The 7835-nt window shown below is 62.7% G+C and carries 8 protein-coding genes; 2 read left to right on the plus strand and 6 right to left on the minus strand.

Annotation, left to right across the window (positions count from 1 at the left end; translation table 11 throughout):
• The 6 genes from C9413_RS24050 to C9413_RS24075 all read right to left on the minus strand — a co-directional run.
• On the minus strand, positions 1–649 hold a 649-nt coding region (locus tag C9413_RS24050; RefSeq protein WP_170250992.1), incomplete at its 3' end, for an aldo/keto reductase.
• 67 nt (positions 650–716) lie between these two features.
• Positions 717–1820, minus strand: coding sequence for a Gfo/Idh/MocA family oxidoreductase (locus C9413_RS24055; protein ID WP_040115093.1), 1104 nt, complete (start codon positions 1818–1820; stop codon positions 717–719).
• 138 nt (positions 1821–1958) lie between these two features.
• A complete protein-coding gene (locus C9413_RS24060) occupies positions 1959–2918 on the minus strand; it encodes a LysR family transcriptional regulator (RefSeq protein ID WP_040115095.1) in 960 nt (319 codons plus the stop codon).
• A 49-nt stretch (positions 2919–2967) separates the two neighbouring features.
• Entirely contained in the window at positions 2968–3924 is a 957-nt protein-coding gene (locus C9413_RS24065; RefSeq protein ID WP_040115097.1) for a zinc-binding dehydrogenase, read from the minus strand.
• Between the two features lie 35 nt (positions 3925–3959).
• Positions 3960–4820, minus strand: a complete 861-nt coding sequence (locus C9413_RS24070) for a pirin family protein (protein ID WP_040115098.1) — start codon at positions 4818–4820, stop codon at positions 3960–3962.
• Between the two features lie 364 nt (positions 4821–5184).
• Positions 5185–6114: a LysR family transcriptional regulator gene (locus C9413_RS24075; protein WP_040115099.1), complete on the minus strand. Its 930-nt coding sequence runs from the start codon at positions 6112–6114 to the stop codon at positions 5185–5187.
• 192 nt (positions 6115–6306) lie between these two features.
• Between C9413_RS24075 and C9413_RS24080 the strand changes: the two genes are divergently transcribed.
• Together C9413_RS24080 and C9413_RS24085 are read left to right on the plus strand one after the other, a co-directional pair.
• Positions 6307–6903, plus strand: a complete 597-nt coding sequence (locus C9413_RS24080; protein WP_210263598.1) for an NADPH-dependent F420 reductase — start codon at positions 6307–6309, stop codon at positions 6901–6903.
• A 68-nt stretch (positions 6904–6971) separates the two neighbouring features.
• A partial coding sequence (locus C9413_RS24085; RefSeq protein WP_348648794.1) for a zinc-binding dehydrogenase occupies positions 6972–7835 on the plus strand: 864 nt, incomplete at its 3' end.

The following is a 7835-nucleotide window of genomic DNA, read 5'->3' on the forward strand; positions in this document are numbered from 1 at the left end:
GGCTCCATACCATCAAACCCACCTGCTCGGAGGCGAGGAGTGGCACGATCTCGCGCTCCACGTCCCGGCCGACGAGCGTGTAATAAGCCTGCAGCGAGGTGATCGGCGCCAGATTTCGCGCGCGCGTAATGCCGATCGCCTTCATGATCTGCCAGGCGGCCCAGTTTGAAAGCCCGATGTAGCGGACATCGCCTGCACGAACCAGGGTGTCGAGCGCCTCCAGCGTTTCCTCCATCGGGGTCGCCGGGTCGAAGGCATGAATCTGGTAGAGATCGATATGGTCGAGCCCCAACCGGCGCAGACTGGCGCGGCACTCGCTCAGGATGTGAAGCCGAGACGCGCCGCCTCGGTTCGGTCCATCGCCCATGGACGACGCCACCTTCGTCGCAACAACCACATCGTCCCGCGCCACACCCAAATTTTTGAGTGATCGACCCAGGATCTCCTCGCTTCGGCCATGCGCATAGATGTTGGCCGTATCGAAGAGGTTGACGCCCCCATCCAGCGCGGCGCCGATCAGCGTATCCGCATCGTCCTGCCCCAGTTTTCCGACCTGTCCCCACAGACCGTCCGATCCACCGAAGGTCATCGCACCGAAGCAGAGCTCGGACACGAACAGTCCGCTGCTGCCAAGCTTGCGCAATCGCATACCACATCTCCTTGTCTTGATGGCCCGGCGCGTAGAACGTGACGCCGGGTCCCGTTTAATGATCAGGTCAGCCGAGATCGCGCTGCCGCTCGCCCGTTCGGGCTGCGCGCTCCACCGCAGCAACCAAGCGGCTGTTGCGAAGCGCGTGATCGAATCCCGGCGTCTTGTAAGTGCCTGCGATCAGGTCACGCGCGAGCGAGGCGTAGACTTCCCCGACGTTGATCGCAGCGCCTGCCCAGAAGTCCGCGGCGGTCGGGCCGACACCTGTCGCGATCGGTGCGTCGGGTGGTGTGAATGCGACGGTCGCCGTGAGGCTGAGATCGCCGACCTGTGCGCCGGCGAGGTGATTGCCGGTCAGGGTCAGCCGCCCCTCGCTTCCCCGAATCTCGAAAGTGAAGCGTGCGTCTCCGGCCGGAACGCCGGCGAGCACCTGGACCGACACCGGCGCTCCGCTCGCTGTCTTGGCGATCAGGTCGAGATGGTCCGGGATCTCGCGGGCCGAAATCTCCCTGGTATCGACGACCTCGATCTCCGGCCAGAGGAGCGCGACGCGAGCGTCGACCTCGGTGATGTTGCCCAAAACCGCTTCGATCACGTCGAGGACATGGGCGCTCGTGATCGTCATGAAACTCGCGCCCGACGCGGCCTTGTTGAAATAGTCATAATTGCTCGTCGTCTGGGGCCCGTAACCGAACGTCGTCGCGTCGACGCGGGCCGACAGAAGACGCCCAAGCTTGCCGGACGTGACCAGCTCCGCGGCGCGGCGCACAGCCGGATTGTGGCGGCCCTGCAATCCGATCGCGGTATGAAGCGACTTGGACGCGGCTGCCATTGCCTCGGTTTCCGCTAAGGTCGATCCGAGCGGTGACTCTGAATAGACCGCCTTGCCCGCTTTCAGCGCTGCCATTACCAGGTCATAGTGCGCCGGAACCTTCACGGCGACGGTTACGACGTCGATGCCGTCGTCGCGAATGAGCTCATAGGGATCGGCGTACCAACGTTCGGCGCCGAACGCCTCGGCCGCAGCCCTCGCGCTATCTTCCCGGCGTGTAGCCACGCCTGCCAGCACCAGCGATGGCTGCGCCGCAAGCGCCGGGACGTGTGATGCGCCAGCCCAGCTCGCCTGCGTATCCGCGCCGATGATCCCGACACGAAACTTCCTGTCTGTCATGATTATGCTCCCGCATTGATATTCGAGCGCTCATTGGCGCTGTCGCCGGGCATTTAAACGGGCGGGATCGATATCTTGAAATCGATATGTGATATGCATCATCATCCATCGCATGGATGACTAGCCGTGAGGCCTGCCTCAGTAATATTGCAGTCGGAGGTCGGCGCAGACCTGTTCAGAGCCTTGCCACACGTGCGGGAAGGCGCCGGTAAGGCAGCTGCGGAGCCAGCGCTGTGCCGGATGCGCGTCATTGCGGCGATGCCAGTTCAGGACGAACGGAACGGGATTCAGCCGCAGCGGAAAGTCCCGCACCGTGAGCTGCTCCGAACAACCCGATCGCCTGACGACGCTCTCGAGAACGGTTGCCACCATGTTGGAAGCGGCGACGAGTTCCGGCGCGCTCGCCATATGCTGAACCGTGACTGCGACCCGGCGCTTCAGGCCCTTGGTGGCGAGCGCGGCGTCGGCCACGTCCAGCCCTTCGTTCTCCGGCGAGACCAGGATGTGTGGCATTGCCAGAAACTGTTCCATGTCGAACGGCTGGTTTGCCGCAGGATGGTCTCTGCGCAGGATGCACACGAAGCGATCCTGAAACAAACGGGCGCTCAGGATTCGGCCGGTCTCGACCGGCGGAATTCCGACCGCCATGTCAACCTCGCCGGCGTCCAGCATGCGCGTGGCCTCGTCCCGGCTCCCATAGTCGCGAACCCGAAGGTCAACGAACGGCGCCCGGTCGGCGAGGATCCGGATCAGAGGCGGAAGAACCACGCTTTCGGTATGCCCCGAGAGCCCCAGCGAGAACGTCATCGCCGCAGCAGATGGATCGAACTCTTGGGTGAATTCCAGCGTTTGCTGAATGTTGCGCAGTGCCAGCGAGATCGGCTCCGCCAATTCCAGCGCGCGTGGCGTGGGCTGGAGGCCGTTGGGTCCCCTGACGAACAATTCGTCCCGCAGCAATCCCCGCAGACGACTGAGGGCGGCGCTCATTGCTGGTTGCGTGCGTCCGATACGTTGGCCGGCACGCGTGACGTTTCGCTCGGCGATCAACGCGTCGAGCGCCACGAGCAAGTTTAGGTCGATGCCGTGCAAATCCATCATGTGGATATATATTCGAATGTGTTATCAGCGACAAGCATGGCGCTGCCCGTCAGACGGTCAAGACGGGAAGACCCGTCAGTCGCCGGCTCTCCATGTCGGCGTGCGCTGCACCGATCTGGTCGAAGCGATAGCGGACGGCTTCGAGGTCGCTGAAAAGATCTCCCCGAACGGCATCCCAGAGCTGTTCCGTAGCGCCCGCGACGGTTCCGCCATGCACATACTGCGGGGTTCCGCCGGCACGGATCTGGATGCCGCGCGACGCGATCTGATCGGTCGCTGCCGTAGGCTGCCCCGACGCAGCGCCGATCGCCGCGATCACGCCGCCATCGCGCACGGCGGCAACGACCACTGGAAAGGTCGCTTTCCCGACAAAGTCATAGACCACATCGACACCGGCCTGCGCGATCGCGCGGATCTTGGTGGACAGCTCCGGGTCGCTTGCGAGGAACGCGTGGGTCGCGCCCGCCTCGACTTTGGCGAGCTTCTCATCCGTCCCGGCCACGCCGATCACCGTCGCGCCGAGCGCTCGTGCCCAACGCGAAAGAATTGAACCGACACTGCCCGATGCGCCGAGCACGAGGATGACTTCGCCGGCGGTGATCCGGTGCAGCGCATACAACCCCATCCACGCGGTCAGGCCCTTCGCCAGGAACGTTGCCGCGACCTCGTTGGAGATGTCATGGGGCAGCCGAACCAGATTCTCTGCGGGTTTCAGTGACGCGGTGGCATAGGCCCCCTCGACGAAGAAATAAGCGGCGCGGTCGCCCCGTTCGAACCCCTTCACGCCCGGTCCGACAGCGTCGATCACGCCCGCCGCCTCGAAGCCCGGCGTGGCGGGCAGGCGCATCGGGAAGTGCCCCGTGCGCACCATCACGTCGACATAGTTGATGCCGATAGCATCCTGGACAAGTCGTACCTGACCCGTCCCGGGTGATCCGACGTCCGTCTCGACGATCTTGAGGACGGCGGGCGTGCCGATCGACTGCATTTCGACTTTTCTGGCCATAACCATTTCCCTCGGATGTTGCCGGACAACGATCTTCACGCGTGGGCGACCGGTCGCATCGTGCCGGCGTGCGGAAATTTCCCGTGGCGATAGGCGGCGTAGTAGCCTGCGAGTTCGTCCCGAGACCCCGCGATGAACGGTCCTTGCGCGACGACGTCGATGCTCTGCGGCTGCCCGGCATACAGCAGGACCCGCGCGCCGCGATCGCCTGCGCGCAGCGTGAGCGAACTCACGCCATCGCCCATGGGCGACGTCCAGCCTACCGAACCCGTGGCGAGCGGCGCGCCGGTGGCGCCGGCCTTCACCTCGCCGTCGATCGTCACGACGAAAGCGTTGTAGGAAGCCGGCAGTTGCGGCGCGAAGGCGACTCCAGCTTCCAGATGGATGTCGATCAACGTGACAGGCACCGCGTTCAAGGTCGGTGCCGCTGTATCCCCAAGCTGGCCGCTGTAGACCGTCGCCGTGACCCCCGGCTCAGCGTGCACCGGCATATCGACACGGCGCAGGACCTGCACCCGGGGGGGCATGTTGCGCTGCGCTTCCGGCAGGATCAGCCAGAGCTGGAACAGACGCATCCCCGTCGAGACCACCGCATTCTCCGAGTGGACGATGCCGCTGCCCGCGGTCATCCACTCCACATCGCCTTCCTCCAGCCGGCCGCCGGTATCCTCCATCGTGCCTTTGAGCATGAAGGTTACGCTTTCGAGGCCGGCATGGGGATGTGCATCGCCGAAACGTCCCTCCAGTGTGATGTTGTCGTCGGCCATCAGGAAGAACGGATCGGTCGAGGCAAGGTCGCCGGGCGCGATCACCAATGCGGCCTTGTGCCGCTCGCCGTCGAAGCCCGGGCCGAGTGGAGGTATGCTTGTGACGCGGTCAATCGATCTCTGCAGCATAATTCTGGTCCTTCTCGTAACTTGGGACCGAGTTCGCCGCGATCGGCGCCACCTCGGCATCATCGCCAATCATCTCGGATCGGACCGGCCTCGATCAAGATAGGGGTTCGAGAACCCAGTGTTGCGCAACGAGGAACCCAAAGATGCGTGAAGAAGTGCAACCGATCGACTAGGACCAAGCGACATTCAGGATTCGCTAATCACCTGATGGCTGATTCATAGGACACCGTGTTTTGTTGGCATGGTGTCTGAGAATGGCTGCGAAGCGATATGAGTTGAACGATGTGCAATGGTCGAGGATTGCGGCTCTTTTGCCTGGAAAGGCGAACGATCCTGGCCAGAATATGACAAGGACGCGTGGACGCTATCTGAGGCTGCCTGCAAATCGGGCGCTAAGACGCTCACTACGGAAATATTCAGTGTAGAAGTCAATGAAAGCGCGGGTTTTCAGCGGTTGGAGCACGCGGGCTGAATAGTACAGCGAGATAGATCCGGCATCGGCATACCACTTCGGAAGGATACGTTCGAGCGCACCACTTTCCATATGCTGCAGCACATCGGGTACGGCCAGCAATGCTATGCCCAGCCCCGCGATCGCCGCCTGCGCCATGGGCGCGGCGTCGCTCATCACGATCGTTTCGTTGAGCAGCGCGCGCTCTTCGCGCCCTTGGGCGTCGCGCATTATCCATTGCCTAATCCGGCCCGAATTCGAGGACCGCATCAGTATTCCGGCATGATCGGCCAGATCAGCGGGGCTAGTCGGCCGGCGACGTCCAGCGAAATAGCCAGGCGATGCGACCGCGATAACGTGAACCGGTGCGAGCGTCGTGGAAACGATGCCCGGATTGAGTTCGAAACCACCGCCGATCGCGGCGTCGAAACCCTCGGCGATAAGATCGACCTTGCGGCTGTCGAAATGCCAGTCGGGTCTGACGCCCGGATAACGGGCCAGAAAGTCGGGCAGTGCGGGTAGAACGTATCCCATAGCGAACGTTAAACTCATGCTGAGCTTCAGAACGCCGACAGGCTCACCCTTCGTTTGTGATGCCCCGTCGATTGCCCCCTGAAGGTGGTTCAGGCTGTCGCCGATGCTTGCCAGAAAGGACTCCCCCGCCTCGGTCAAGGTCAACTTCCGCGTCGAGCGGTGAAACAGCCGTATGCCGAGGTTCCGTTCCAGCATCGCAACGTTCCGGCTGACTGCGGCCGGTGTGATCGAGAGACGCCGAGCAGCCCCGGAAAAGCTGCTCGCTTCCGCGCTTCGAACGAACGCTTCTAGGTTTGCCAGCGTCTCCATAATAAGCAACCTTCAAACATTGATTGAAACTAAAACAATTCATCTATGACTTATGCTGCGTGTATTTGCCAGCCATATTCCAGTCAACAGCAGCACCGGTTTTCTGCGACGCCAACCGCATCAGGCCAAGGATGCAGCGGGAAAACCGACCGTCGCGGATACAATTCTCACCGCACCGTAAAGGACTGGATCATGACCGTTGGAATTATCGGAGCCGGCAATATAGGGGGCGCATTTGCCACGGCGCTCGGCAAGGCAGGAATCGAAGCCGTGATCGCAAACAGCCGTGGACCGGAGAGCCTCACTGCGCTTGTTTCAAAGCTTGGCAGCACAATCCGGGCTGGAAGCGTCCAAGAGGCCGCGGCGCAAGACATCGTTCTCGTGGCAGTCCCGTGGTCAAAGATACCTGGCGCGCTCGCCGGTTTCAACTTCGACGACAGGATCGTAATCGACGCCAACAACTCCATCGAAGCGCCGCTTTACAGGCCGGCGGACCTTGGCGGCCGCACCTCTACGGATATTTTCACCGCCCTTGTGCCAGGCGCGCGCGTCGTCAAGGCGTTCAACCACCTGACGCCAAAGCAACTGTCGGGCGACCCCCAATCGGAAGGCGGCAGGCGCGTCCTGTTTTATTCGGGCAACGATATGAGAGCGAAGGCGGAGGTCGCCGCCATCATTGATCGCATCGGCTTCTTCGGGATCGATCTCGGCGCGCTTGCGGTCGGCAGCCAGCTGGTTCAGTTCCCGGGCGGCCCGCTGCCCGCTCTCAACCTCGGCAAGTTCGACTGAACATCGCTGCGCTCCATCCGTCTGCGATCGGAAGCGCCGCGCGCCATCTCAAACCCGGAGACAATATCGTGACAAGATTTATTCAAATGCAGTCGACCGGCGGCCCGTCGGTCTTGCAAGTCATCGAGAAAGACCTGCGCGCGCCACGTGCCGGCGAGGTCAGGCTCATTCAAGACGCGATCGGCCTCAACTTCGTCGATACGATGATACGAAAAGGCCAGTATCCGATGGCTTTGCCGGCGGTCCCCGGTTTTGAAGCGGCCGGGACGATCACCGAGGTCGGATCCGGCGTCGAGGGGCTGTCGGTCGGCGACCGGGTCGCTTACTTCTTTTCGGAAGGCGCATATGCCACCGAGAGGATTATTCCGCCCGCGCCGCTCATCCGGCTGCCCGCCGATATCTCGAACGAGACTGCGGCGACCTTCCTGGCGAAGGGTGGGACGGCCTGGATGGGGATGCGTGGTCTCCACGATCTCAAATCCGCCGACACGGTGCTGGTACTTGGGGCATCGGGAAGCGTGGGCGCTATCCTGTCTCGCTGGGCAAAGTCGCTGGGCGCAACCGTGATCGGCGTCGCCGGATCGCCGGATAAGTTCGACAAGGTCGCGGCCGGTGCCACCCATGCCCTCCGCGCTGGCGAGCCAGATATCGCCGCCAAGATCCGTGCGATCGCACCTGACGGTGTCGATGTCGTCTATGATTTGGTCGGCCGGGCGACCTTCGCGCTTGGCGTGTCAAGCGTCCGTGATGGTGGAGTGATTGCCGCGATGGGAGCCGCGTCGGGTCAGCCAGCGCCGGCCCCCGATCTTGTGCGACGGGGGGTAGATGTCCGCAGCGGTGGTACCCCTCAATATGTCCGGGGACCGGCAGGCGAGATCGCAACTTCCCAGCTATGGGATGCGCTGCGCGCAGGCATTTTCGATGGTCTCGAA

Source organism: Rhizobium sp. SEMIA 4085 (assembly GCF_013004495.1).
Lineage (GTDB): Bacteria > Pseudomonadota > Alphaproteobacteria > Rhizobiales > Rhizobiaceae > Rhizobium > Rhizobium gallicum.